General features: G+C 52.3%; 24 protein-coding genes. 12 read left to right on the top strand and 12 right to left on the bottom strand.

The window, feature by feature from the left end; all coding sequences use genetic code 11:
- Window positions 1-101: 101 nt before the first annotated feature.
- From ACQ0MK_RS03280 to ACQ0MK_RS03260, 5 genes are all read left to right on the top strand, one after another.
- Complete coding sequence (locus ACQ0MK_RS03280) at window positions 102-1,439, top strand: YeaH/YhbH family protein (RefSeq protein ID WP_430474815.1); 1,338 nt, start codon at window positions 102-104, stop codon at window positions 1,437-1,439.
- Window positions 1,436-3,007, top strand: coding sequence for a SpoVR family protein (locus ACQ0MK_RS03275; protein WP_430474814.1), 1,572 nt, complete (start codon window positions 1,436-1,438; stop codon window positions 3,005-3,007). Before ACQ0MK_RS03280 ends, ACQ0MK_RS03275 begins: the two co-directional genes overlap by 4 nt.
- A 365-nt stretch (window positions 3,008-3,372) precedes the next feature.
- Window positions 3,373-4,311, top strand: coding sequence for an ABC transporter permease (locus tag ACQ0MK_RS03270; protein WP_430474813.1), 939 nt, complete (start codon window positions 3,373-3,375; stop codon window positions 4,309-4,311).
- A complete protein-coding gene (locus ACQ0MK_RS03265; RefSeq protein ID WP_430474812.1) occupies window positions 4,311-5,171 on the top strand; it encodes an ABC transporter permease in 861 nt (286 codons plus the stop codon). The genes ACQ0MK_RS03270 and ACQ0MK_RS03265 overlap by 1 nt, the downstream gene beginning before the upstream one ends.
- A 17-nt stretch (window positions 5,172-5,188) precedes the next feature.
- Window positions 5,189-6,724 (top strand): ABC transporter substrate-binding protein, encoded by a 1,536-nt coding sequence (locus ACQ0MK_RS03260; RefSeq protein ID WP_430474811.1) that lies wholly within the window; start codon window positions 5,189-5,191, stop codon window positions 6,722-6,724.
- A gap of 169 nt (window positions 6,725-6,893) precedes the next feature.
- Here the strand turns inward: ACQ0MK_RS03260 and ACQ0MK_RS03255 are convergent, their stop codons facing one another.
- Together ACQ0MK_RS03255 and ACQ0MK_RS03250 are read right to left on the bottom strand one after the other, a co-directional pair.
- Window positions 6,894-8,573, bottom strand: coding sequence for a methyl-accepting chemotaxis protein (locus ACQ0MK_RS03255; RefSeq protein ID WP_430474810.1), 1,680 nt, complete (start codon window positions 8,571-8,573; stop codon window positions 6,894-6,896).
- A 148-nt stretch (window positions 8,574-8,721) separates the two neighbouring features.
- The gene (locus ACQ0MK_RS03250; protein WP_430474809.1) at window positions 8,722-8,991 is read right to left on the bottom strand and encodes a hypothetical protein; all 270 of its coding nucleotides are present in this window, start codon (window positions 8,989-8,991) and stop codon (window positions 8,722-8,724) included.
- 21 nt (window positions 8,992-9,012) lie between these two features.
- Between ACQ0MK_RS03250 and ACQ0MK_RS03245 the strand changes: the two genes are divergently transcribed.
- From ACQ0MK_RS03245 to ACQ0MK_RS03235, 3 genes are read left to right on the top strand one after another with little or no spacing between them, the layout of a single operon-like run.
- A complete protein-coding gene (locus ACQ0MK_RS03245) occupies window positions 9,013-10,005 on the top strand; it encodes a zinc ABC transporter substrate-binding protein (protein WP_430474808.1) in 993 nt (330 codons plus the stop codon).
- Window positions 9,965-10,660 (top strand): DUF1007 family protein, encoded by a 696-nt coding sequence (locus tag ACQ0MK_RS03240; RefSeq protein ID WP_430474807.1) that lies wholly within the window; start codon window positions 9,965-9,967, stop codon window positions 10,658-10,660. Before ACQ0MK_RS03245 ends, ACQ0MK_RS03240 begins: the two co-directional genes overlap by 41 nt.
- Window positions 10,638-11,633 (top strand): nickel/cobalt transporter, encoded by a 996-nt coding sequence (locus ACQ0MK_RS03235; protein ID WP_430476001.1) that lies wholly within the window; start codon window positions 10,638-10,640, stop codon window positions 11,631-11,633. The genes ACQ0MK_RS03240 and ACQ0MK_RS03235 overlap by 23 nt, the downstream gene beginning before the upstream one ends.
- 62 nt (window positions 11,634-11,695) lie before the next feature.
- Here ACQ0MK_RS03235 and ACQ0MK_RS03230 read toward each other — a convergent pair whose 3' ends face one another.
- The 4 genes from ACQ0MK_RS03230 to ACQ0MK_RS03215 all read right to left on the bottom strand — a co-directional run bounded on the left by ACQ0MK_RS03230 (window position 11,696) and on the right by ACQ0MK_RS03215 (window position 14,561).
- A complete protein-coding gene (locus tag ACQ0MK_RS03230; RefSeq protein WP_430474806.1) occupies window positions 11,696-12,142 on the bottom strand; it encodes a DUF7282 domain-containing protein in 447 nt (148 codons plus the stop codon).
- Between the two features lie 143 nt (window positions 12,143-12,285).
- On the bottom strand, window positions 12,286-13,014 hold the full coding sequence (locus tag ACQ0MK_RS03225) for an anti-sigma factor (protein WP_430474805.1): 729 nt from the start codon (window positions 13,012-13,014) through the stop codon (window positions 12,286-12,288).
- On the bottom strand, window positions 13,011-13,553 hold the full coding sequence (locus ACQ0MK_RS03220) for a sigma-70 family RNA polymerase sigma factor (protein WP_430474804.1): 543 nt from the start codon (window positions 13,551-13,553) through the stop codon (window positions 13,011-13,013). The genes ACQ0MK_RS03225 and ACQ0MK_RS03220 overlap by 4 nt, the downstream gene beginning before the upstream one ends.
- A gap of 138 nt (window positions 13,554-13,691) precedes the next feature.
- Window positions 13,692-14,561, bottom strand: a complete 870-nt coding sequence (locus ACQ0MK_RS03215; RefSeq protein WP_430474803.1) for a LysR family transcriptional regulator — start codon at window positions 14,559-14,561, stop codon at window positions 13,692-13,694.
- Between the two features lie 153 nt (window positions 14,562-14,714).
- Between ACQ0MK_RS03215 and ACQ0MK_RS03210 the strand changes: the two genes are divergently transcribed.
- Window positions 14,715-14,993: a DUF1127 domain-containing protein gene (locus ACQ0MK_RS03210; RefSeq protein ID WP_430474802.1), complete on the top strand. Its 279-nt coding sequence runs from the start codon at window positions 14,715-14,717 to the stop codon at window positions 14,991-14,993.
- A gap of 136 nt (window positions 14,994-15,129) precedes the next feature.
- Here ACQ0MK_RS03210 and ACQ0MK_RS03205 read toward each other — a convergent pair whose 3' ends face one another.
- Window positions 15,130-15,999: a LysR family transcriptional regulator gene (locus ACQ0MK_RS03205; RefSeq protein ID WP_430474801.1), complete on the bottom strand. Its 870-nt coding sequence runs from the start codon at window positions 15,997-15,999 to the stop codon at window positions 15,130-15,132.
- 148 nt (window positions 16,000-16,147) lie between these two features.
- Between ACQ0MK_RS03205 and ACQ0MK_RS03200 the strand changes: the two genes are divergently transcribed.
- Window positions 16,148-16,405: a hypothetical protein gene (locus ACQ0MK_RS03200; protein WP_430474800.1), complete on the top strand. Its 258-nt coding sequence runs from the start codon at window positions 16,148-16,150 to the stop codon at window positions 16,403-16,405.
- 87 nt (window positions 16,406-16,492) lie between these two features.
- Here the strand turns inward: ACQ0MK_RS03200 and ACQ0MK_RS03195 are convergent, their stop codons facing one another.
- The 5 genes from ACQ0MK_RS03195 to zwf all read right to left on the bottom strand — a co-directional run bounded on the left by ACQ0MK_RS03195 (window position 16,493) and on the right by zwf (window position 22,247).
- Window positions 16,493-17,134 carry a bifunctional 4-hydroxy-2-oxoglutarate aldolase/2-dehydro-3-deoxy-phosphogluconate aldolase gene (locus ACQ0MK_RS03195; RefSeq protein WP_430474799.1) on the bottom strand — a complete coding sequence of 214 codons (642 nt, stop codon included), beginning with the start codon at window positions 17,132-17,134 and terminating at the stop codon, window positions 16,493-16,495.
- 23 nt (window positions 17,135-17,157) lie between these two features.
- On the bottom strand, window positions 17,158-18,096 hold the full coding sequence (gene glk, locus ACQ0MK_RS03190) for a glucokinase (protein WP_430474798.1): 939 nt from the start codon (window positions 18,094-18,096) through the stop codon (window positions 17,158-17,160).
- A complete protein-coding gene (gene edd, locus ACQ0MK_RS03185) occupies window positions 18,096-19,928 on the bottom strand; it encodes a phosphogluconate dehydratase (RefSeq protein WP_430474797.1) in 1,833 nt (610 codons plus the stop codon). Before edd ends, glk begins: the two co-directional genes overlap by 1 nt.
- A gap of 5 nt (window positions 19,929-19,933) precedes the next feature.
- The gene (gene pgl, locus ACQ0MK_RS03180) at window positions 19,934-20,653 is read right to left on the bottom strand and encodes a 6-phosphogluconolactonase (RefSeq protein WP_430474796.1); all 720 of its coding nucleotides are present in this window, start codon (window positions 20,651-20,653) and stop codon (window positions 19,934-19,936) included.
- A gap of 88 nt (window positions 20,654-20,741) precedes the next feature.
- On the bottom strand, window positions 20,742-22,247 hold the full coding sequence (zwf, locus tag ACQ0MK_RS03175; RefSeq protein ID WP_430474795.1) for a glucose-6-phosphate dehydrogenase: 1,506 nt from the start codon (window positions 22,245-22,247) through the stop codon (window positions 20,742-20,744).
- 992 nt (window positions 22,248-23,239) lie between these two features.
- Here zwf and ACQ0MK_RS03170 point away from each other — a divergent pair.
- Both ACQ0MK_RS03170 and ACQ0MK_RS03165 read left to right on the top strand, forming a co-directional pair.
- Window positions 23,240-23,371: a hypothetical protein gene (locus tag ACQ0MK_RS03170; protein WP_430474794.1), complete on the top strand. Its 132-nt coding sequence runs from the start codon at window positions 23,240-23,242 to the stop codon at window positions 23,369-23,371.
- 708 nt (window positions 23,372-24,079) lie between these two features.
- The gene (locus ACQ0MK_RS03165; RefSeq protein ID WP_430474793.1) at window positions 24,080-25,369 is read left to right on the top strand and encodes a polyhydroxyalkanoate depolymerase; all 1,290 of its coding nucleotides are present in this window, start codon (window positions 24,080-24,082) and stop codon (window positions 25,367-25,369) included.
- The last annotated feature ends 84 nt before the right edge of the window (window positions 25,370-25,453 follow it).

The raw sequence follows: 25,453 nt of genomic DNA, 5'->3' as shown, positions 1-25,453 counted from the left end.
TTCTAACACGGGATGCGCCGTGTGCCTGCGCATCCCGGATGATCAGGACCATAAGTAACCTGCACACCGCCTTACGAACCCGTGCAAGGATGTGACTGCCCATGCTCTATATCGTTGATCGTCGCAAGAACCCGACAGGTAAAAGCCTTGGCAACCGACAGCGTTTCATGCGCCGGGCCAAGGCACAGATCAAAAAGGCCGTCGAAGACACCATCCGGTCGCGCGGCATCACCGATATCAGCAGCGGCGACCAAATCACCATTCCCGGCAAAACATTAAAAGAACCGGGCTTTCACCATGCCGGGCGTGGTGGCAATCGCAATTATGTCCTTCCGGGGAACAAGAAATTTGTCCAAGGTGATCGTATTGCCCGACCACAAGGCGGGGATAGCGGTGCGGGCGGATCACAGGCAAGCCCCGATGGCGAGGGCGAAGATGAATTCCAGTTCACCCTAAGCCGCGATGAATTCCTTGATATCTTTTTCGAGGATCTTGAACTTCCCGATCTTTTGAAAAAAAGCCTGAAACAAACCACCGCGTTTCGCAATGCGCGTGCCGGGTTCTCGGTCGAAGGAACCCCCGCCAATCTTAGCCTGGTGCGCACCATGCGCAATTCATTGGCACGGCGCATTGGGTTGCGACGCCCCAAAACCGCTGAAATCTGCGAACTCGAAGAACAAATCACCGCCCTTCAGGCCAAGGCGGAAAAACGTCCATCCGGCAAACTGACCAAACTTGATGATGAAAAACTTCATCTGTTGCTGGCCGATCTGGAAAACGCCAAACGACGCATGAAGGCGATCCCGTTCATTGATCCGATTGACACCCGCTATAACCAATTTCAACAAATCCCAACGCCGAACACACAGGCGGTGATGTTCTGTTTGATGGATGTCTCAGGCTCGATGTCCGAACAAATGAAGGAACTGGCCAAACGGTTCTTCATGTTGCTGCATCTGTTTTTGCACCGTCGCTACAAGCATGTCGAAGTGGTGTTTATCCGCCATACATCGCGCGCATCCGAGGTTGACGAAGAAACGTTTTTCTATTCACGCGAAACCGGCGGCACGATTGTTTCCACCGCCCTTGAAGAAATGAAAAAGGTGCTCAAAGACCGCTACCCGACCGATCAATGGAACATCTATGCCGCACAGGCATCGGATGGCGATAACTATTCCAATGACGGATCAAAATGCACCGCCCTTCTGGCCGAAGACCTTCTGCCGAAATGCCAGTATTACGCCTATATCGAAATCACAGACGAGCGCGAGGCCGAAATTTTCGCCGCTGCCGAAGGCGAAACCGCCCTTTGGAAGGCGTATGCGCCACTGGCCACAAACAATGCACGCTTTGCCTTAAAACGTGTGACCAAGGCGTCTGATATTTTCCCGGTCTTTCGCGAACTGTTTGCCAAAAACCGTGCGGAGGCCAAGATATGAGCCCCAAACCAAACCCCGCCGATAAATTGCTTTTCACCAGTGCCGACTGGGATTTCGAGACGCTCAAATCAACCTATGACGCGATTGAAGACATCGCCCTGAACGAGCTGAAACTCGACGTCTATCCCAATCAGGTCGAGGTGATCACATCCGAACAGATGCTTGATGCCTATTCATCCATCGGCATGCCCTTGATGTATCACCACTGGTCGTTCGGCAAACGCTTTGTCCGCGATGATGTGATGTATCGCAAAGGCTATCAGGGGCTTGCCTATGAAATCGTGATCAATTCCAACCCGTGTATTTCCTATGTGATGGAAGAAAACACCGTTGTCATGCAGACCTTGGTCATGGCCCATGCGGCCTTTGGCCATAATCACTTTTTCAAAAACAACTATCTGTTCAAACAATGGACAGACGCCGAAGGCATTCTTGATTACCTGCAATTTGCCAAACGCTATATCGCCAAATGCGAAGATCGCCATGGTTTTGATGCGGTCGAACGAGTACTTGATGCGGCCCATGCCCTGATGGAACAAGGGGTTAACCGATATTCCCATCCTGAAAAACCAAACCTGGCGGCCGAACTTGCCCGCGAACGCGAACGGGCAAAATACGAAGACGAAACCTATAACGATCTATGGCGCACCCTGCCCCAGCCGGACGCCGATGATCAGGATATAGATGAACTTAAACGCAAAATGCGCATCGAAGAACGCCGCGCACAGTTTGGTTTGCCTGAAGAAAACCTTTTGTATTTTCTGGAGAAAAACGCCCCAGCAATGCAGGCGTGGGAACGCGAACTTTTGCGGATCGTGCGCAATATCGGGCAATATTTCTATCCGCAGAAACAAACCAAGGTGATGAATGAAGGCTGTGCCTGCTATGTGCATTACGCCATCATGAACAGCCTCTATGACAAGGGCCTGATTTCCGAAGGTGCGATGATGGAATTCATCGACTACCATTCGCGCGTCGTGTTTCAGGCGGAATTTGATGATCAACGCTATTCCGGGTTCAATCCCTATGCTCTGGGCTTTGCCATGATGCAGGATATCCACCGGATTTGCGAAGATCCGACCGAAGAAGACCGTGAATGGTTCCCTGATATCGCAGGCAATGGTCAGCCGGTTGAGACCCTGAAAGAAGCATGGGCGAATTACCGCGATGAAAGCTTCATCTTGCAATTCTTATCACCCAAGCTCATGCGCGATATGCGGATGTTCATGATCAATGATCAAAGCACAACCCCGCATCTCGAAGTTGCCGCCATCCATAATGACAATGGCTATCGTAATGTGCGCCGCTCCCTTGCCCGGATGCATGATATTTCGGTGCGCGAACCAGACATGCAGGTCGTTGATGTCGATATTCGCGGCAACCGCCAACTCTATATCCAGCACACCGAACATGAAGGCATCCGCCTTGAAAAGTCAGAAGCCGAAATGACGCTTGGTTATATCGGGCAGCTTTGGGGCTATGGCGTGACCCTTCAGGCAGTCGACAACGAAACCGGCGAAATCCTACACGAAACGAATTACAAGCCCGACGACTTGGCTGGCAACTAACCTGCGATCAATTTTGGTGTGATCTGTCGTTATCTCCATACGGATCTATATTCACCGCACGGTTTCCTTTTGCTCCACGCAACAGGTTTGAAATCATATTGCCCGTCAGCAACCGCGACGACTCCCTCCTAAATTTCCCCTGCCCGCACAAACAGTTCTCCAGACACCCCCACAAAAAACCATCATGACGCGTATTTTGATGTCATCGCACACGCAGTGATCCTCACCTGCGTATGAAAAAGCTGCCTTTGGCTAATTAAGAACGAAAATCAGTTGCGCCAATAGATTGCGAATGGTTATTACTTTCGAAACTCGTCCCAGCAAACCAATCTCGTCCCGATTGCGCCGAAATGAAAGGCCGCTTTATGGCTTCACGCGTGACCGCACGCATAACCCATGCCCTTATTTTGCTGTTCGTCGTCTCTGTTGTCGGCTTTGCCCTTTTGCGTCTGATGCCCGGCGATTTTGCCGAAATCCTGTTGATGGCGCAGATGGATGGCACCCTGCCCAATGCAAATCAGGTTGCGCTTTTTGCCGATCAGAACGGGCTGAATGATCCATTGCCGCAACAATACCTGCGCTGGTTGTTTGCCCTGTTCCAGGGCGATCTTGGCAAATCCTTTATCACCAACGAGCCGATCATAAACGACATCACCCTGCGCCTTGGGCAGTCCTTGCTGCTTGCGGTTTGGTCCTTGATCGTCGCCCTTGTGATTGCGGTTCCGCTTGGCATTTTATGCGCCCGCTATCCCGGCAGCCGGATCGACCGGGTTGCCGGAATGATCAGCGTGATTGGCATGTCGATCCCGAATTTCTGGTATTCGCTGTTACTGGCATTGTTGTTCTCGCTTGTGCTGGGCTGGTTGCCAACCGGCGGGCATGGCACATGGGCCCATGCGGTTTTGCCCACCATGGTCATTTCAACATCCATCGCCGGAGTTTTATCGCGCTATGTCCGCGGTAGCCTGCTTGAAGAACTCTCCAAACCCTATATCCGTACCGCCAAGGCCAAAGGGTCCAGCCGCTTGCGGGCGGTTCTATGTCACGCTGCACCCAATATTGCGCCGGGCGTTCTGACCTTTTCGGGCATGCAGTTCGCCCGGATTTTTGACGGCATGATCATAGTCGAAACCCTGTTTGCCTGGCCGGGCATTGGCCGGTTTTTGGTTGAATCACTTTTGAACCGCGATTACCCCGCCATTCAGGCCTGTTTCCTGTTGATTGCCGCTTCCTACATTCTGGTCAATCTGATTGTTGATCTGTGCATCGCGCTTTATGACCCCCGCTCGCGGGAGATCGTGTGATGCAGATGCAAAAAATGTCCTTTACCGGTGGCAAGCTTTTCCATGCCGGGCGCACTGTTTTTCGCGGATATACGCTGGTGATGGTGTTGATCATTCTTGCGGTGTTGATCCTGCCATTCTTTGCGCCCAATGATCCCTATGCTGCTCAGTTCCTCTATCGCCTTAAACCGCCAAGCTTTGAATATCCGCTAGGCACCGATGCGCTTGGACGATGTGTTTTATCGCGCCTGATGCATGGCGCGCGTCTGACCACCGCATCGGCCTTGGCGGTTGTGCTGTGTGCATCCGTGATAGGCAGCCTGATTGGCGCAATAGCCGGTATGGTGGGTGGCATCCTTGATCGTGCCTTGATGCGGTTTTGCGAAGGCATGTCGGTGTTTCCCGCCCTTGCCATTTGCATGATCATTGCCGGAACCCTTGGGCTTGGCCTTCAGGCCGTGATCATTGCCCTGATCACGGTGCATTGGACCGATTATGCCCGGGTTGTCCGCAATGCCGTGATTGTCGAACGCACCAAACCCTATGTCATGGCGGCTGTTGCGCTGGGTGCGCGCCGCCACCGCATTGCGCGCCGTCATATCTTTCCCAACATCATCGGGCCTCTGCTGACCCTCGGGGCCTATTCCATGTCTTGGGCGATCCTGGCCTTTGCCGGGCTGAGCTTCCTTGGACTGGGGGTCGAGCCCGGCACGCCGGAATGGGGCCTGATGATTGCTGAATCCCGTAATTACTTGCGCGATTACCCGCGTCTGGTGCTTGCACCGGGCCTGACCATTGCGGCCTTTGTGGTTGCGGTCAATCTGCTCGGAGACGTGTTGGGAGACCGTTTCCGACTTCGCCAGATCAACTATCTTCACTAATGGACAGAGACAGTAAGATGATCAAAAAGACACTTCTTGGGGCTGCCTTCGCAGCATTTGCGATAACTGCTATTACCAGCACACCCCATGATGCCAAGGCATCAGATGACAAAACCCTTGTCATTGGCACGATGTGGGAATCACAACCCCTTGCCATGCAGCCGCGCCGTTCACGCTTTTTCAATGAAAGCGAAATCTTAGATACGCTGGTCAAGCTTGATTATGATCTTAAACCGATCCCCGGTCTTGCCACCGCATGGAACCGCGTTTCGCCGACCGTTTGGCAGTTTAAACTGCGCGAAAATGTTGTTTTCCATGACGGCACCAAACTGGATGCCGAAGCCGTCAAGTTTTCGATCGAACGTGTGATTGCACTTTTGCCCTATGCCGCGGACCTTCTAAACATCAAATCGATTACCGCACTCTCTCCGCTGGTTCTAGAAATTGAAAATACAGAACCTTACGCCGCCCTTCCCAACCAGCTCTCTGATGCGATCACGGTCGTCTATGCCAAATCATCGTTTAACGATGCGGGCGAGTTTGTTTCACCGGTCGGTACCGGTCCGTGGAAATTCGAAGAATACCGCAAGCAGGACCGCACCATCGTCTCGCGCTTTGATGGCTATTGGGGGGAGAAACCAGCGCTTGAAAAAATCGAGTATCGCTTCATCCCCGATCATAATTCGCGCACGCTGGCGCTTGAAGCAGGCGAAATTGATTTCGTCACCAATATGCTGCCCTCTGATGTCAAACGCCTGTCAGAAGACAAAGACTTCAAGGTCTATTCTCAGCCGACCTCGGGCCTTTATTACGGCGCGTTCAATGCCGGTGATAAAAGCGTTCTTTCCGATGTCCGCATCCGACGTGCTGTCAATGCACTGGTTGATCGTAACCTGATTGTCGAAGCAGCCCTTGAAGGCATCGGCCAACCTGCTTGGGAATTCTTTGCCCCGAACTTTAACTGGGCACCACAGGCTGATCATAAATACAAACTTGATACCGACCTTGCCGCATCGCTTCTGAGTGATGCCGGGTATGAGAAGGTTGATGGCAAATGGGTTAAGGATGGCGCACCGCTGACCTTGCGGATACTGAGCTATTCCTCGCGCACCGAAATGCCAATGATCACCGAAGCAATGGCAGCCCTTCTGAACCAGCAAGGCATTACCACCGAAGTTGGCATGTATACTTGGGGCGGGATGCTTGATCTGGTCAAACGCGGTGAATATGACGTTTCGGTTGTTTTCTGGACTCCGGAAATGACCGGCCACCCGGACCTGCATCTTAAATCACAGTTCCATTCCAAGGCCGGCCTGAACTATCAGTTCTGGGAAAATGCCGATTTTGATGCCGCTGTCGACAAGGGCCGTACCCTTGATCTCGGCGATGAACAGGAATCCACCTATACCAAGGCGATGAACATCCTGCATGCCGATGCACCGATCATTCCACTGGTGCATAAGGTCTTTGTCGTTGCCGCGACCAAGGATGTTGAAAACTACCACATCCATCCATCCGGCTTCTTCTTTGATTTCAAAAACGTCTCGAAATAACCCGGTGTATGAGCCGTCCGGTTGGGCGGCTCATTGCCTGAGTACAGACACATAGCGGGTCTGAAACACCACGGTTACCAACAAAAAATCCGCACCAACTACAGGTGCGGATTTTTTGTTTCGGATGTGAAACGCATCTATTTCGATCAGGTAATTAATCCTATTTGGATTAAACGGCCTGAACATTCTGCACAAATTTTTCCACTGTATGGGTCAACCGTGTGGACTGTGTTTCAAGATCCTTGCTCGCCGAACTGACCGACATGGCTTCGGTTCGGGTTGTCTCAGTGATGTGCTGGATGGTGGTTACACTGCCCGACACATCCCGTGCGCCTGCGGCAACCTGATCAATGCTGCGGCTGATTTCTGTCGACGCACTCGATTGTTCTTCGACCGCAGCCGCAACCGTCGCCGAGATGGTATTAATCTCGGCAATGATATCGCCAATCATCTCAAACTGTTCGGTCGAGTTTTTTGATGCCGACTGAATGGCTTCAATCTGTTCTGCGATATCATCCAAGGCGCGGCTTGTCTGTGTTGCAAGATTTTTAACTTCACCTGCCACCACAGCGAACCCTTTGCCGGCTTCACCTGCACGTGCTGCCTCGATGGTCGCGTTCAAGGCCAGAAGGTTTGTTTGCTGGGCAATATCGGTTACCAGATTGACAACATCGCCAATACGCGCCGTCGCTGTATTCAGGGCAATGATGTATTCCCTGCTTTCTTCGGTCCGCTCGACTGCCGCACCGGTTGTGTCGGAAATCTTGTTCATCTGGCTGGCAATTTCGCGGATTGAAACCGACATTTCTTCGGTCGCGGTTGCCACTGTCTGCGAATTGACATGTGCTTCTTCGGCGGCGGCGGCAACCGTTGCGGCAGTGGTCTGTCCATCCTCTGCCTGCTGTTGCATGGTCGAGGCCGATTTTTTTAACGTGTCTTCCGCCTTTTTGAACAGGGCCAGAAGTTCATGGACATCAATCCCGAACTGATCTGTCAGCGATTGGCGCTTATTGGCTTTTTCCAAATCTTCACGCTGGCGCGCTTCGGCCTCACGTTTTAGTGCCTCATTTTCGCGAAGGCTTTCACTAAAGGTCTTCATCGCCTGCATCATGCTGCCGATTTCATCCCGGCGTTGAAGGGCCTCGATCTTCACATCAAGCTGCCCGTTCGTCATCGCCTCCATGATCGACGTCACCATTTTGACCGGATGGGTGATATTGGAATTGAGCAACCTGCCAAGAACAAGCGCCGTTATAACCGTCAGCAGCCCTGCAACAATCAACGTCCAGATCAGGGTATTGATACTATTTCCCTTGGCCTGATTGGCGGCTTCGACCTCGATTGCGATTTTCTTCTTCAATCCCGACACAGCATCAAACAACGGTTTGACCATCGGATAGACCTTGTTATCGGTCATCATCTTGCGCGCGGCATCAACCTGTGCCGGATCGTCAATCATTTTGATCAATGGCATCAGCGCATCCGCACTGACCTTTTGCACCGTCGCCCGCAATTGATCGATATCCTTCCTGATTTCGGGCTGTTCAGATGCATGTTCACCCGCAGCATCAAGCTGTGGTCCCAAGCGTTCCTGATATCCAAGATAGATCGGAAGAAACGTATCAGCCTTACCATCAAGCAACATGCTTTTGAGCAAAGAGTATTGTTCAAGAACAGCGACTTGAATTTCATCGACATCAAGTGCTGTCTGATAAGCCTTTTCTGCATGATCCGCCGCCGAATTCACTCGGAAGACCGACTGTAAAACAACCCCGAACGCGACAATCGTAATCGCAATAACAATCCCGAATGCAATCGCAAGTTTGCGTGAAATGCGCTGATTCTTCATAACCTATACTCTCCCTCAACACATGGCCTCGCACCATGTCCCCTCACCCATATAGGTGCTTCTCTTGGTAGCAGAAAACACACCTAACAGACTAGAATGACTTTAATATTAAAGTTATATGGAATATCGGTTTCATCAAAGGAATGTTCTAAAACACCGGTGCAAAATGCATGATTTCCGGACGATAAAAATCACTGATCGACATGTCTGAAACAGGTGCACTCATGCCAAGAGATGATTTTTCCCTTGACGATTTGTTATGATATAACATAACAAATCGTATCTTGATCATCCCACCCCTGACCGGATCGAAACCATGCACCCCTTTCCCAAGAATCTCCGCCGTTTTCTCCTTGCCGCCCCGATGATGGCAGCAGCCCCCTTCGTAAGTGCTGCTTCTTCCCCAGCTGGGGCTCACGGCCATGACGTTCCCAATGTCGTGACCACCATAAAACCGATCCATGGTATCGCCAGTGCGATTATGAAAGATGTTGGCGAACCTGTTCTTCTGCTTAACGGGGCATCATCGCCGCATGCCTATTCCCTTCGCCCAAGCGAAGCCCGCGCTCTGCGCGATGCTGATCTTGTGGTTTATGTCTCCCACGCGCTTGAAAGCTTCTTGCAAAAACCTTTGCAGTCCTTGTCAGACAAAAGCCACGTTCTTGAACTGATCGATATTAAGGGTCTTGCTCTTCGGAATATGCGCGAAGGCGGTGCATGGGAATCCCATGGTCACGATGCCGACCATCATGATGACCACGACGGTCACGACGGTCACGATCATGAAGAACACGCGCATGACGATCACGAAGACCATCACGACGGCGAGCATGACCACGCCGCGGAACATGACCATGATCACGAAGAACACGCCGATCATGACGACGATGACCACCATGAAGAACATGGCGGGATTGATCCGCATATCTGGCTTGATCCGGCCAATGGGGCGACGATTGCCATGGCAATCACCGACGAACTTTCCCATCTCGACCCGGACCATGCCGACGACTACCGCGAAAATCTAAAAACGCTGCTTGCCAGCCTGCATTCTCTTGGCAATGATCTAAGTGCAAAGATCGCACCGATCCGCGATAATCCCTATGTCGTTTTCCACGATGCCTATCAGTATCTGGAAACCGGCTTTGGGTTAAATGCGGTTGGGTCGATCACGGTATCACCTGATCAAAAGCCCGGAGCCAAACGCCTTCATGAAATCGAAGACAAAATTCGTGATACAAAGGCAGTCTGCATCTTTGCCGAACCGCAATTCCGCCCGGCAATTGTTCAGGCCGTTGTTGCCGATACCGGCATTCGCACCGGAACGCTTGATCCGTTGGGTGCGGATATCAGCGCAGGACCGACTGCCTATCAGGACATCCTTACACAGAATGTTGACGCCCTTGTTAAGTGCCTTTCAGACGGCACGTAAAACCGTTCTGGCATCGCTGGTTGCGGGCATCTCAATGCTGGCAACCAGCCCATCGGCATTGGCTCATCCACATGTCTGGATTGATGCCAATGCCGAATTCGTTTTTGAAAACAATCAGATCACAGCAATACATATGCATTGGGTGTTCGATGATCTGTTCAGTCTGACCTTGATCGATGAATTTGATAAGAACCATGACACAAGGTTCTTTGATGCAGAAAACACTTCTGTGCGCGACAATGCCTTTAGCGCCCTTGCCGAAGTTTCATGGCTGACACATCTGCGCCAGAATGAAGAACTGATCAGTTTTGCCGGCGCGACAGATTTCAAAGCCGACATTACCGATGACCGCCGGGTAAGTTATGATTTCAAACTGATGCTTGATACCCCGCTTGATCCGACCAAGGACGATATCAGCCTGTCAGTCTATGACGCGGAATATTATATCGACATTGCCTTCACACAAATCGACCCCGTTCTGTTTGCCAACACCAAACAACTCTCCTGCCATTTCGAAATGAGCGAAGATGAAAAGAACCGCATCTATTTTGACCTTGTCGCACCGATCCGTGCTGACCTTGTTTGCGCAGATAAGGTGGCAGATAACAGCAGTTCTGGCGGCCTTGCTCCTGGTGATTTCGTTCTCGTCAAGTAACCTTGCCTTTGCGCAATCATCGAACCTTTTGGGGCGTGGGGCGACCGATAGCAGTGCGCAAACATCCCCGACATCCCAAACATCCCCGTCTGCCGATGAAAGCCTGATCACCCTGCCCGACTGGCTGTCTGATATCGTCGGGCAAACCGTGATCATTCAGACCAAACTCAACCGCGAAATCACAGCAACCCTGCGCGAAGCCAAAAATGGCGACAGTTTCTGGCCGGGGCTAATGATCATTGCCCTGTCATTTGCCTACGGGGTTTTCCATGCCGCCGGGCCCGGTCATGGCAAAATGGTCACCACCACCTATTTCCTGTCGCGTGACGCCGGATGGAAACAGGGTGTCGCCATGGGAAGTTTGATCGCAGCCGTTCAGGCCGTAACGGCCATTCTTCTTGTCGGCTCTTTAACCCTGATCCTTAATCTTGGCCCTGCCGCGATCACGCAGAACGGCCTGGTGATGGAGGCCGTGTCATACGCCCTGATCGTGGTTCTTGGCGCGGTGATGTGCCTGCGCATTGCCCAAGGCCGCGATGATTGCTGTGATCATGGGGCACATGATCATGATCACCATCATGCGCACGACCACCATAGCCATGCTCATGACCATCACCATGACCACAAGTCCGAAACGCTTCAGAACCGCTGGCAAATGATCGCAAGCGGCATTGTTGTCGGCTTGCGCCCCTGCACCGGATCGATTCTGGTTTTGCTGTTCACACTGGCAAACGGGATGTTTTTAATCGGGATTGCTGCCGCCTTTGCCATGGCGCTTGGCGTTGCCCTGACCATCAGCCTGATCGGGCTGGCCGCGATTGGCATTCGTACCGGCACACAGCATCTGTTTACTGTATCGGACAGCACATCAGGCATACTGCGCCGCGTAGTCGGCTTTGCCGGTGCGGGTATGATTACGTTGTTTGGTGTGATGCTTTTACTGGCCTCGGCCCGCCAGTTGGGTTGGCTCTAAACATAAACAGCCCGCAAGGCCATGATCCATGCGGGCTGTTGAAATAATTGTCTCAGGCCGGTTTATTCGGCGTGAACGACCTTCATGACAAGCTTGCCATCCGGCTTGATCGGGCCGTCTTCTTTGGCGCCAAGGGTATATTCAAACACACCGGTTTTCATGCCACCGGCCTCGGAATGCACCATCAGCATCAACATTTCACCAGATTTAACCGGCTCTTGCAGAATGGCGGCAACATCCATGTTCTCGCCCTTTTTAAGCGGCGCATAGCCAATCACCGGGCCCGGCTTCATGTCTTTGCCGGTACGATGAATAACCAGCCAGCCATTTTCACCTGCCATGACTTTCGAAGCAGTGACCGTCCCGCTTGAGACATCCTGGTCCATAGATTCAACCATCGGGCCCATGGCGCTTGCGGTGCCTGCTCCACCAAACACGAGTCCTGCACTAAGCATCATTGCAGTCATAACACCGGTTGCTTTTGCTGTTGATTTGGCTTTGAACGTCATGTGAAGTCTCCTTTGCTATTGATCTGGAACACGCCTTTTTTGCGGTCCGCTCGTGTCATGCGTTTCATCGCACACACAGAAGCTACGCAGGCAATCCGATCGGGTTTCAGCAAAGGAGATATTTTTATCGTTTTTTTTTAATTTCAGTGTTCGACAGAAATCAAACGCCCATGAATAGCCGGTCCGGTTGGTTGTCCGGTCGGTGATCCGCCTTCGGGCTCCAGACTAATGCCAAAGGTCGCATTTCTAAGCATTGCCGGGTCAAACTGACCAAGCTGTTTTTTGGTCGGTTGCGCGATATTTTCCAACAAACCAAGCGATTTTGGCTTGGGTCCGGTTTGTTCAGTCACGATCCACAACTGATAGGTTTTGCCTTCGGGTATGGAGGCCTCGATCGGGCGAATGGTGACTTCGCGGGTATCGATATCGACACTCATGACGAATGCTGGTTGCGTATCATCGCGGTGAAACACCGCAACAAACTGACCGCTCTGAACCGGTGATGCGATATCTGTTGCCAGAACCGCAATGATCAAACTGGCCGCAATTGCCCCGGCACCAAGTGCCCCTGCGCGCCAAGCGGCAAGGTTGCGTTTCATTCTGGCAAATTCGGCAAGGCTCGGGATCTGATCGATGGTCGATTTTCCAATCGCATCAATCTTGCTTCGAATAGAGGCAAAAAGGTTTTCCGATGGCTCGATGGCACCATAATAGGTATTCAGCGGTGCCAGACGCTGTTCCCAATCGGCAATCGCCGCATCAAGGTCAGGCTCGTTCATACGACGGGCCACAACAGACGTCCTTTGCGTCGGGTCAAGTGTCCCCAACACATATTCCGCCGCCAACATATCGATATCATCCCGGTCGGTCATGATCCCAGGCATTCCTTTAATTGTCGCAGGCTGCGATGCAGCCACGTCTTGATCGTTCCGACAGGCTGGGCGAATTTCTCGGCCAACTCGGCCCGCGACCATCCCTCAAGATAAGCCAATTTGACCATGTTCTGGCGATCATCTTCCAATCCGGCCAGACAATTTTCAAGTTGTCGCACGTCACTGGCAAGGGCGACATCCTCAAACACGGTATCGGTTGAAGCCATCATTTCGATATCAGCATCATCGATATCCACCTCTGGCCGCTGGCGGCGCACGATATCAATCGCCCGGTTGCGTGCAATCGTTGCCATCCATGTGATGATTGACGCACGGCCCGGCTCAAAATCAGCCGCCTTCTGCCAAATGCGGACATAAATATCCTGAAGCACTTCCTCGCTTTGGGCGCGGTTTCTTAAGATACGCAAGACAATGCCGAAAAGTTTCGCCGATGTTGCATGATAAAGATGCTCGAAGGCGTTCGTATCGCCATTGCGCGACTGTCTAAGCAGGTTTTCCAGGTCTCGGGTCGATGTCATATTCACCGCCTGCTGCGTGCGTCAAACCGGGGTTCAGGCACGAAAATACACATATACGGGATTAAAATCCCGAACCACTTTCTCATACGATGCAAAACCGATACTTGATCAGACAGACATCACAACAATTATTGCGGGTCACGATTTATATTCTGCCGGGATGTTTTCGGTCGCTTTGACCAAGGCATCCATGACCATCCGCACACCGGGTGATCGGCGCATGTCGGGATGGACAACCAACCAGACAGGTTTACTGGCCTCACCCTTCTTATCATCAATCACAATTTCAAGTCGGTCGTCTAAATCTGCCATGTAGCGTGGCAAGAGTGCAAGTCCGTGTCCCGCAGCGACAAAGGCAAGGATCGTCTGACTGTCATCGGCTTTAACCCGCATGAGCAGTTTACGTTCAAGTACCTTCCACACCCATTTCTGTTGATAATCACCAAATCGATTACTGCCATCTGGACAAAACTCCCACTCGGCTTCCGGAACACGCGCGGTGTAGCCCTTTGCCGCATAAACGGCATATCGCAAGTTGGTCAATTTGCGCGCAATCAATCCACTTTGATCCGGGGTTGCCATCCGCACCGCCACATCGGCTTCGCGTCGCGACAGATTGGCAATCACGCTTGATCCCAGAATTTCATATTCAAGGTTCTTCTGATCGCGCAACAACTCGGCCAGACGCGGGGCGAACAACAACCGTCCTGCTGCTGGCGGGACCGCAATTCGCACCACACCATGGGCGGTTTCATCGCCACGGGCTTGGCGTTCAAACGCCAAAACATCTTCTTCGATCCGTCCGGCCACCGGGACAAGGTTTTCACCCGCATCGGTCAATTTCCACCCCGTAGCAAGCCGATCAAACAAATGCGCACCCAAATGGGTTTCAAGTGCTTCCACCCGCCGCGCAACCGTCGTGTGATCCTTGCCCAAACGACGTGCCGCCCCCGACAGGGTGCCTTCCTGTGCCACCGCAACGAAAAACCGAAGATCGTTCCAATTCATAACCGTAATCCTCAAACCCGCCGTGAAACTGCGCAAAATGCACCTTGCGCAATTTTGCACAACTATAGCGCATTTTATCTGAATTCAACTGTATTTCTGCGCATGTCATTCTGCGTGTCATGACATCAGCCAACACGATACAGGAGCATCAAAATGGCTATCTTAAACCCGTTCGAATGCAATCGCGCTGTTGGATGCCTTTCGACCAAAACATCGCCGGACATGATCGCGCAATGCCTAACCACCCCCGCCTCGCGCCCCAGCAAAACCAAGGGTGTTAGCGCTATCATTCCGGTGATCCTTGATGCGGTTATCGCGTCTTATAAACGCTATCAAAGCCGTGTCGCTTTGACCCGTTTAAACGATAATCAATTGCGCGATATTGGTCTGGAACGCAGTCGTGATGGCTTTGTTTATCGCGACAGGCTTTAGGTCCAGACCATAAATCCATCAAAGCAGCCTGAAGTTCACACTCTGGCAATCGACATGCTTTGATATGCCTCCCTCAGGCATCAAAAAGGCTCCTGTTTTGCAGGAGCCTTTCTTGTTCATAATGATCTGGGGCCGATTAAACCTGAAATTCTTCGGCGATGTTATCTGCGGCTGTGATCAAGGCATCCATCACCAGTCGCACGCCGGGTGATCTGCGCATATCGGGATGGACGACCAACCAGCCGGTTTCGCGGCTTTGGCCATCGACATCGGCATGGATCAGTTCAAGTTCGTCATCCTTGTCGCCAAGATATCGTGGCAAGACCCCAACCCCGTGACCTGCGGCAATGAACTGCCGCACGGTTTCGGTTTCATCGGCCCGGAAACGACACGGTAATTCACGCCCCAACACATTGCGCACCCATTCTTTTTTCGCTGCGCCATAGGCAGTGTCTTCGTAACCACAAAATTCCCAATCGATTTCTGGTACCCGGTCGCGATACCCCACCGCGCCATATAATCCAACACCAAGTTCGACCAGTTTTCGGGTAATAAGCCCCGGCTCGCGCGGGGTGACCATGCGCACGGCAACATCGGCTTCGCGCCGGGCCAGATTGACCACATTGGCCGCCCCGATGATTTCAAATTCAAGCCCCTTATGGGCTTTAAGCAACCGTGCCAAACGCGGGGCAAACAAAACCCGCCCCGCCACCGGGGGCACGGAAATGCGCACCACCCCGTGGGCGGCTTCATCCCCCTTGGCCTGACGTTCGAACGCCAATGCTTCTTCTTCAACCCGTTCAGCCACCGGCACAAGATTATGCCCCGCTGTGGTCAATTGCCAGCCACGCGGCAAACGGTCAAACAGCTTGGTGCCAACATCGGCTTCAAGGGCCTCAATCCGGCGGGCAACAGTTGTGTGTTCCTTACGCAGACGGCGTGCAGCCCCCGAAAGGCTTCCTTCGCCCGCAAGGACAAGGAAATAACGTAAATCGTTCCAGTTCATATCTGCACCTTAGACGTTCGACCCTTCGAATGTCCGGTCATTTTTGCACATCAAATATGCAAAACAACCTAATTCCTGTTTTATTTTGCATATGTCATTGTCTGTTCATCAACCAAGTAATTCAACCCTGAGATATCAGGAGGCCACCATGGCACAGCCAATTACCGACCACACACACTTTGATGTCGAAACCGATCCTTTCACCAAACGCATGCCGTTTGGTGCGTTGCTCAACCGCATTGTTAAATATTCGATCGCGGCCCGTAAACGCAAAACCCAGCGCAACGTTATGGACGACCTGAGTCATGCTCAGCTTGCCGATCTTGGTCTGCAGCGCAAATTTAACGGCATGACTTGGTATGTCGACCGGATTTCAAACGATCTCCCGGCCGGTAAAAAACGTTAAACACACGCCCCGATCGCGCCACCACGGAAAAAGGGACCCGAGCTTAACCGGGTCCCTTTTTCTATTTGTATGACTATTACCGTTTGATCAGCCGCGCAGAGCGTTGACCCGGTCTGTTGCCTCTTGGGCAAGCTTCGTAATTCTGGTCCAATCACCGGCCTTGACCGCATCTTTAGGTGCAAGCCAGGAACCACCAACCGTAATAATATTCGGCAAATTCAAATAATCAGCCAGATTATTCAGCGAAACACCACCTGTCGGACAGAACTTCACCTGCGGCAAGGGTCCGGAAAACGCTTTAAGCATCGAAACACCACCCTGCTGTTCAGCCGGGAAGAATTTCAAAACATCATAGCCATGATCAAGCAGGTTCATGATTTCCGATGGTGTCCCGGCACCGGGCAAAAGCGGACAACCGGTATCAGCAGCAGCCTTGAGCAAACCGGCACTATGTCCCGGTGATACGGCAAAGGCACAGCCGATTTCAGCCATGCATTCCATTTGTTTGGCATTGATCACGGTCCCGGCACCTGTAATCGCATCGGGGACTTCGGCGATAATGCGCTTAATGCTTTCTTCCGCAGCAGCACTGCGCAAGGTGATTTCCAGAACCGGCAAACCACCGGCAACCAGTGCCTTGGCCAACGGGACGGCATCGTTGACATCTTCAATCACCAGAACCGGCACCACCGGGGCTTTGGACAGAATCTCACGCGATGAAAGGCTCATAAACTCTTCCTCCAGTTTCCCGGTCAGGCCGTTAAAATCTTGGCACAACCGATCAGGGCCGGGTATTTCGCCGTCATCAGGCGCACCGGCACATCATTCATCAAATCATGGAAACGGCCTTTGGCGATCATACGATCTTTCAGGCCGCTTTTTTTCATATAATCGGCAATCCGCGGGCCAATGCCGCCGCCGATAAACACCCCGTCAAACGCCCCAAGTGTCAGCACAAGGTCACCGGCAACCCCGCCCATAAACAGGCAAAACCGATCCAGAACCTTAAGACATAGCGGGTCATTATTTTTAAGCGCACCATCAACGATTTCGGCTGCCGTTTTGGCATCAACCGTAACCCCGTCAATCGCAGCCAGCGCCCGATACAGGTTTTCAATTCCCATACCCGACAAGATGCGTTCGGCCGACACCCGACCCAATTCGTTGCTCAGGAATTTGACGATTTCATAATCAAGGTCATCGACTGCTGGCAAAGACACATGCCCACCTTCGCCCTGGATGGGCAACCAATGCCCTTCATGGGGTAAAAGCCCGGAAACACCAAGCCCGGTCCCTGCCCCGATGACTGCCAATGGCAGTCCGGGACGCCCCGGACCATCAAAGAGCGTGATCAGGTCTTCTTGCCCCAGATAGGGCACAGACATCGCAAGGCCGGTGAAATCATTGACCACTACAAGACGGTCAAGATTGAACTCGGCCTTAAGGGCTTCTTTGGAAAATACCCACGGATTATTGGTGAATTTGATCGTATCGGCCATGGCAGGGCATGCCACGGCCACGGCAAATTCACGCAATTCCGTGCTGTTGGTTTTTGCCATAAAGTCCCGCATGGCATCACCGATGGTGGCGTATTCACGCACCGGCAATGTCATCGGGGTAAACGGATTACCGTCATCGTCAAGCCAGGCAAAGCGGGCATTGGTCCCGCCAATATCACCAACCAGCATCATTACGCGACTTCAGCCTTCCCCGGAAACACCGCACTGGCACCCAATTCTGCCAGACCAACATGTTCACGGAACACACCAAACATCTCGCGGCCAAAGCCGTCCTGATGTTCGGCCTTGTTGTCAAAGGTTGCGAAATCGCGCTTGGCCAGTTCGGCCTCGGTCACATTCAGGATCAACTCGCCGGTTTCGGCATCCAGACGAACGATATCGCCATCTTGTACCTTGGCAATCGGACCGTTCATCATGGCTTCTGGCGTGACGTGGATTGCCGCGGGCACCTTGCCCGACGCACCCGACATACGACCATCGGTGACCAGCGCAACCTTGTAACCAAGATCCTGAAGAACACCCAAAGGCGGGGTCAGTTTGTGCAGTTCAGGCATCCCGTTGGCTTTCGGGCCCTGGAAGCGGACAACGCAGATCACGTCACGATGCAGTTTGCCTTCCTTAAAGGCATCCATCATTTCTTCTTGCGATGTAAAGACCGCAGCCGGGGCTTCGATCACGCGGTTTGCTGGCTTAACAGCGGATACCTTGATCACGGAGCGGCCAAGATTACCGGCAAGCATGCGCAAACCACCATCGGCGCTAAAGGCCTTTTCGGTCGGACGCAGAATTTCTTCATCATGGCTGTTTTCCGGTGCATCGCGCCATGCAAGCTTGCCTTCATTGAGATACGGCTCGGTACCGTATGCCGCCATACCACCGGTATGAATGGTTTCAAGATCGGGATGCAGAATGCCGTTTTTCAAAAGATCGGCAATGACAAAGCCCATGCCGCCAGCAGCATGGAAATGGTTCACATCGGCCTGGCCGTTCGGATAAACACGGCACAGAAGAGGCACAAGACGCGACAATTCGTCAAAATCATCCCAGCGCAGTTCAATCCCGGCTGCACGCGCCATTGCAGGCAAATGCAGCGTATGGTTGGTGGACCCACCGGTTGCCAGCAGGCCGACAATCCCGTTCACAAAGGCCTTTTCATCCAAAATCTTACCAACCGGGCGATAGTCATTGCCAAGCTTGGTAATCGCAAGCGCACGGCGTGCGGCTTCTTCGGTCAGGGCATCGCGCAGATCGGTGTTTGGATTAACAAACGCCGCACCTGGCAAATGCAGCCCCATAACTTCCATCAGCATCTGGTTGGAGTTTGCCGTACCATAGAAGGTGCAGGTTCCGGGACTGTGGTAAGACGCGGTTTCGGCTTCCAACAGTTCTTTCCGACCAACCTTGCCTTGGGCATAAAGCTGGCGAATACGGGCCTTTTCATCGTTCGGAAGGCCAGATGGCATTGGACCGGCAGGCACAAATACTGCTGGAATATGGCCATAGGACAACGCCCCCATCACCAAACCCGGAACGATTTTGTCGCACACGCCAAGATACATGGCGGCATCAAACACATCATGGGACAGCGAAACGGCGGTCGACATTGCAATCACATCGCGCGAGAACAAGGAAAGCTCCATGCCCGGACGGCCCTGTGTCACGCCATCACACATGGCCGGAACGCCGCCGGCAACCTGTGCGGTGCCGCCTGCTTCATAGACGGCCTTTTTAATGCGATCTGGATAAACACCCAGTGGCTGATGGGCGGACAGCATATCGTTATAGGACGTCACGATGCCAAGATTGGCACCCTCGCCCTCATTGATGCGTTCTTTGTCAGCCGCACTACAACCAGCTGATGCATGGGCAAGGTTGCCACATGACAAGGATGACCGATGCGGGCGGTCGGATGCAGCGGCTTCGATCTTGGCAAGATAGGCTTCGCGGGTTGGTTTGGAACGCTCGATAATGCGTTTGGTAATCTGATCTATTTCACGTTTCATGGGGTTCAGCCTTTCGGGTTCTCGGCGCTCCACCACAGATCGACGGGCACGTCAGTCTGTTGCAAGATTGCGCGAACCGGCATTTCTTCGATTTCGCTGCCGTTTTTCGCGGTTTCATAGGTCGACCATTTGGACTGTCCGGTAATATGGATACCAATATACCGGGCATTGAGGATGGCGGGTAACGTCATGCTGATGCGCGGGACCGGTGATACGGTCGGGCGGGCAGCGGCGACGATTTCGCCATGTTCGGGATAAAGCCCTTTACGCAGGGCTTCGGGCGTTGAGGATGGGAAAAGCGATGCGGTATGCCCGTCATCGCCCATCCCCAAAAATACGATATCAAGCGGCCAATGCAGTTCGGTGCGCAAACGCGCACTGACGGTATTGACCGCATCTTCCGGGCTGCTGTCAGATGTTTTCAGCGATACAAAGCGGGCGTGCTGTGCTTCGTTGATAAACAGGTAATCACGCACCAGCTTTTCATTGGACTGATCATCATCCAACCCGACCCAGCGATCATCGCCAAGGGTCACGGTGACTTTTAACCAATCAAGCCGGGCGCGTGAAAGTGTTTCAAACAATGGTTTTGGAAAACGTCCACCGGCAACCGCAATGCTGGCATGGCCACGGGTTGCGACTGCAAATTCAAGCCGCTCGATGGTTTCTTTCACCATTGACGCAAGCATTTCATCGCCGCTTTTAAAAACGCGTTCGTTTGTCATGTCTTCTTCCCGAATTTGGGGTCGTACAAGGCGTCTCGCAAGTCCCCTGCCGGTCTTGGCAAGGGACTAGACATCTTAAGAAGCCGGCCTAAAACCCGGCTTCTTCGTTCCAGGTCCGTCCATCGCGTTCAATCAGTGCGATGGCAGCAGATGGCCCCCACGTCCCGGAGGTATAACCTTTGGGTGTGACGTGGTTATTGCGCCATGCATCCTGAATCGCATCAACCCACTGCCATGCAATATCCTGTTCATCACGACGGACAAACAGGGTGTTATTGCCATCAATCGCATCCAGCAAAAGACGCTCATAAGCATCCGGGCTGCGCCCGCCAAACGCCTCGGCGAATGACAGGTTAAGCGCGGTTGGACGCAAGCGTACAAGGCCCGGCCCCGGATTTTTGTTATTCAACACAAGATGGATGCCATCATCGGGCTGCAACCGCAGAACAAGGCGGTTGGCCTGATAATTGGTCATGGATTTGGCTAGCGGGAAAATCTGATGCGGCACATCGCGGAATTGTATGACGATTTCCGAATGACGTTTCGGCAAGCGTTTCCCGGTGCGCAAATAGAACGGCACACCAGACCATCGCCAGTTATTAAGCTCGGCCCGGATCGCGACGAAGGTTTCCGTCGTGCTGTCGACATTGGCACCTTCTTCTTCAAGATAACCCGGCACTTCTTTGCCGCCAACAGCCCCTTTGCGGTATTGGCCGCGCACGGTGGAACTATCGATATTGCTGTCATTGATCGGGTGAAGTGCCTTAAGCACTTTGACCTTTTCATCGCGTACTGCGTCCTGATCAAGAACATAAGGCGGTTCCATCGCGACAAGGCATAAAAGCTGCAACATATGGTTTTGAACCATGTCGCGCATCGCACCGGCATCATCGTAATAGGACCAACGTCCTTCGGCACCGACTTCTTCACCGACCGTGATCTGCACATGATCGATATGCGCACTGTTCCACAGCGGTTCAAACATCGCATTGGCAAAGCGCAGAATCATAAGGTTCTGCACAGTTTCCTTGCCAAGATAATGGTCGATACGGAAAATCTGGTTTTCGTCAAACACCTCGCCGATCTGACCGTTGATTTCGCGGCAACTATCAAGATCATGGCCCAGCGGCTTTTCAAGCACGACACGGGAATTTGGTGTCACCAGACCGACCTTTTTCAGATTGAAGGCCATATCAGCAAACAATGCCGGACTGGTTGAGAAGTAATAAACGCGGTCACGATCAGGTTGATCGGACAGTTTTTCGTGAAGAACCTTAAACCCGGCTTCGTCGCCTGCAGAAACCTGAACATAGGCAACGCGGCTTTCGAATTTTTTCCAGGTTTCGGTGTCAAATTCGCCTTCGGGAATGAATTTTTTGCCAGCTTCTTCAAGCTTTGCCCGAAACTCTTTGTCGCTATGTTCGCTACGCGATGCGCCAAAGATACGGGTGGCATCATCGAAACGCCCGGTACGTTCCATTTCGTAAAGTGCCGGGAAAAGCTTGCGTAACGCCAAATCGCCGGTCCCACCGAAAATTACGATATCGGCGATACGGTGCTTCAGCCTTTGGCGCTGCGTCGTCGTTTGTGTCATCTTGCCCTAAGCCTTCCAACGTTTCCTTCCCGTCGCCAAGGTGGGACCCTGAGCCCAAAGGACTCTGGCAAACGACCGGGCACGGTATTTACCGTGATAACAACACCGGGTTTTCCCCGGCACTGTCGATGTGCTTTTGCCTGCAAGCCCCCTGTGGCAAGCGCCATGTTGGCCGGATGCAGGCTGTTTTTCACCGTCAAACAACGCGCATTTCTGCCGCAAGGAACTTCTGCCCGCGATCATCGCGAATGGCGTTGTTCACTCATTTGACCGGTTTGATCGTAACAAACATCCATGCTGTGTCCTGATCAGCAAGGCTGCCACATTCCAATCCTAAAGCGCACTGTTACACGATCTCTGGGGGTAAGACCACTGCGATCAAGCGCGAAAACGACCGCTTTACCGGAATCCGGTTGAACCGTAACAATTTGTTGCAAAACGGCATCCCCAACCTCCGGGCTGAACCCCATTTTAGGGCAGTATGCATATCCTGCAACAATTTGATTTCAGCCACATTGATCGGATTTCAGCAAACGCGGCCCTACGGCACCCTAATCTAAAATGAATCGATCCAATAATCACCTCTCGGCGCCGCGCAATTATACCTAGCCACGCATTTAACGGCGATGAAATGCAAACTTTGATGACGTTTTGAAATTTTCAGAACACGCTTGCTCATTGCTTGCCTATTGGTGGGGTCACCAGAACACCCATTCGAGAACACAAAGAACGCGAGAAAGAACAAAAACAGCCCCGATTACATAAAGACTCGCGTAAAAGCACCTGTTTCTGCGGCTTGCATTCAACCCGACTCTCATGTTTCGGACCAAATGTTCTCATTTTCAGCACAAAATGAGAACATTTAAATCCAATATTAAATCATTTAATATCAAATAGATAACCTACATCAAGAAGATTTGTTCCAATTTTGTTCTTGCGAGAACAAAATCAGAACAGTATGGTTTCTTCAGACAGATTGAGGAGGACAGACCATGTTGAAACTGATCGAAAACCCGACCCGCTTGAACGAGCTTTGCAGCACCGTTGCTGTTGTCGGCAGCACAGGATTTTTCCTGTTCGTGATCGCGGTTGGCATGGCGCAATCCCTTCGCGGTCTTGTCTGAATAGTTCCCTATTGAAATCGACTTGAAATCTGTGAGGCCCGGACCTTAAGCCACCCAGCTTTAGTCCATCACGGGCATCTGATCGGCAGGCTACCCCGCACCCAAACCCTGTCCCGCCTGCCGATCAGACTTCCCTATGCCCGTCTTCCCCAAGGGCCTCCGACCGCAATAACAATCTCCGCACGACTTGGCGCTGCTATTCCCCAATAGCAGCGCCTTTTCTTTGCCCCGGTGAAAGCCGCCCATATTTCCGGCTGGCGTACATCAAAGCTTAGATCCGGCGAGTCTTCAATTGTCGGACAATTTGTCATCACACTGCAGTTGAACGCCATTTCGGCAGTTAAAACATTTATTGCATCGCAATAACTTACGCTGCATTGCAAAATTTAACTCGACATAGCGGTGAAATTTAGTTTGAATCAACGTGAAAAACGATAATTTGGAATTTCATCATACTTTATGGCTATTGCATGAAAGCCTAACTATCGTAGGCTTCAAAGCAATTATCGGGTTTCTGCCAACTGATAAGCAGTCATAATGCGCTGCACATCAGATGGCATCGGCTTAATCCCGGTGCCCAGATCAGGCCCCAAAGCGCCAAGCCGCGTCATGCTGATATGGTATGCGCGACAAGAAAACAGGATGAAAAGCCGTAACCAGTTCGGTGACCTCGGCAATGATATGCCCGTCACCCGGGAGTGAGAGTAAATGCTGTATCACCTATATGAATTGCAGCACGCCACAATAAGTCCGCTTCGTATGGCGGCAGACGCCAGCAAAAAGTGGCTGCGCAATCCGGCAAATCCATTGTCCTATACCCATCAGGGGCGGGCAGCGGCAGCAGCGTGTGACGTGTTCACCCATATCACTCATCGATACGGCAAACCCGAATTCGGCCTGGACAGCACCATCATTGATGGTGAAACCGTTCCGATCACCGAAGAAATCGTTCACAGCGAAGCGTTTTGTGACCTGTTGCATTTCAAACGTGAAACAGACCACCTTAAAACGCAGCCTGATGACCCGCGCCTGTTGATTGTCGCCCCGCTTTCCGGGCACTTTTCAACCTTGCTGCGCGGCACGGTCGAGGCATTGCTGCCAGATCACGACGTTTACATCACCGACTGGATCGATGCGCGCACGGTCCCTGTTCATCAGGGGCATTTCGATCTTGATACCTATGTCGATTATATCATGCGGTTTTTACGCACCCTTGGTCCGAACACCCATATGATGGCTGTTTGCCAACCATCGGTTCCGGTGATGGCGGCGGCCTCCCTGATGGCGGCCGGCAACGAAGAATGCCAACCGGCATCCATGACCCTTATGGGTGGCCCGGTTGATACACGCGAAAACCCGACCGAAGTGAACAAATTCGCCAAACAGCACAGCCTTGACTGGTTTGAGCAGCATGTGATTTCCCATGTGCCGATGCCCCATTCAGGTGTCATGCGCCGGGTCTATCCGGGCTTCATGCAGCTTGCCGGTTTCATGAGCATGAACTGGGACCGCCACCTTTCGGCCCATCATGACATGTTCAATCATCTGGTCGAAGGTGACGGCGAAAGTGCAGATGCCAAGCGTCATTTCTATCAGGAATATCTTGCGGTCATGGATATGACGGCGGAATTCTATCTTCAGACGTTAAAAGTTGTGTTCCATGAACATAACTTGCCCGAAGGTACGCTTCGCTGGCAGGGTGTTCAGGTTGACCCATCGGCCATCACCAAAACCGCCCTTCTGACGATTGAAGGTGAGCGTGATGACATTACCGGTGCGGGACAGACCCGTGCGGCGCATAAACTTTGCACCAATTTGCCTGACAACATGCGCATGCATCACTTGCAAAAAGGTGTTGGTCATTACGGCGTCTTTAACGGCCGTCGTTGGCGCGAACAGATCAGTCCGCGTTTGAAAGAATTCATTCGCCGCCATGATCATGAGGGCAAAGGCGCACGTAGTGCCCCGAATGTCACCCATATCAACGCTGCTGAATAACCAACACACAATCAAATTGAAAAGCCGCCCGATAAAACGGGTGGCTTTTTTTGTGCGGATGCAACAGCTGTGGGCTTCTGCTTG

This window comes from Thalassospira lucentensis (assembly GCF_050516545.1).
Taxonomy (GTDB): domain Bacteria; phylum Pseudomonadota; class Alphaproteobacteria; order Rhodospirillales; family Thalassospiraceae; genus Thalassospira; species Thalassospira lucentensis_C.
Note: the sequence above shows the minus strand (reverse complement) of the source record. Positions and strands in the feature narration are given on the sequence as shown.